The sequence below is a fragment of the Streptomyces sp. NPDC057654 genome (assembly GCF_042800135.1).
In the GTDB taxonomy this organism is placed as follows: Bacteria; Actinomycetota; Actinomycetes; order Streptomycetales; family Streptomycetaceae; genus Streptomyces.
Genome location: NZ_JBHVHQ010001471.1, coordinates 1 through 1,067 on the forward strand (window position 1 = coordinate 1; position 1,067 = coordinate 1,067).

A 1,067-nucleotide genomic window follows, 5' to 3' on the forward strand; every position below is an offset into this window, starting at 1 on the left:
TCGTCGAACCGGCCGGTCGCCGAGGCGTGCCCGGCCCCCACGATCTCGCCGGTCTCGATCTCCAGGTTGGGGACCGAGTCGACGCGCGCCCCGTCGGTGAGGACCAGGTTGCGGTTCAGCTCGTACGTGTCCGTACCGGTGGCGGGCGACTGGATGAGGACGTCGCCGATCCAGACGGCGTGGGCCCCGTCGCCGTGCAGCGCGCCCTTGTAGGCGACGTTGGAGCGGCAGTGCGGGGCGGTGTGGTCGACGAGGAGGCGGTGCTCGTGGTGGCGGCCGGCGGTGGTGACGTACAGGCCGTAGAGCTCGGCTTCGCCGCCGGGCCCTTGGTAGGAGACGCGCGGGTGGAGCCGTACGACGTCGCCGCCGAGGGTGACGACCGTCGACGTGAAACGGGCGTCCCGGCCGACGAGCGCGTTGTGCTGGGCGACGTGTACGGCCTTGTCGTCCCAGTCCTGCACGGACACGACGGTGAGCTTGGTGCCCGCGCCGAGGACGTAGTCGACGTTGGCCGCGAGCACGCCGGAGCCGGTGTGCTCGATCACGACGACGGCCTCGGCGAACGCGCCGAGCTCCACGACCTGGTGGCCGAAGGAGGTGCCGCCCCGGCCGCGTACCGTGATCCGGACCGGCTCGCCGAGGACCGTCTCCTCGGGGACGGTCACGACCGTCGCCTTCTCGAACGCGCTGTACGCCTGGGCGGCCACCCGGTCCACTGGTGTGCCCGCCGCGCCGAGCCGCGCGTCGTCACGGCCGACCGTCTCGACGGTGACGTCCGCGGGGGCGCTGACCTCGACCGTCGCGCACTCGCCGACTGGGGTGGCCGTGCCGTCGTGCAGGCCCTTGAGCCGTCCGAGGGGGGTGAAGCGCCACTCCTCCTCGCGGCCGTGGGGGAGGGGGAAGTCGGCCACGTCGTAGGACGGGGGAGCGCTCATCCGGGTGGCGACGGTGGACTCGGCGGTCACTTGGACGGAGCCGGCGGTCGTGGAGCCCGCGGGGATTTTCCTGGCCTCAGCCATGGCTGTCTGGACACTCGCTTTCTGAGGTCGGGGAGGTCGGGGAGGTCG

At 72.6% G+C, this 1,067-nt stretch carries 1 protein-coding gene; it reads right to left on the reverse strand.

Annotated elements, in window-relative coordinates; all coding sequences use genetic code 11:
* Nucleotides 1-1,019, reverse strand: a 1,019-nt coding sequence (locus tag ACFU99_RS44445) for a SufD family Fe-S cluster assembly protein (RefSeq protein ID WP_384404600.1), incomplete at its 3' end; no start/stop codon positions are given.
* Nucleotides 1,020-1,067 lie beyond the last annotated feature (48 nt).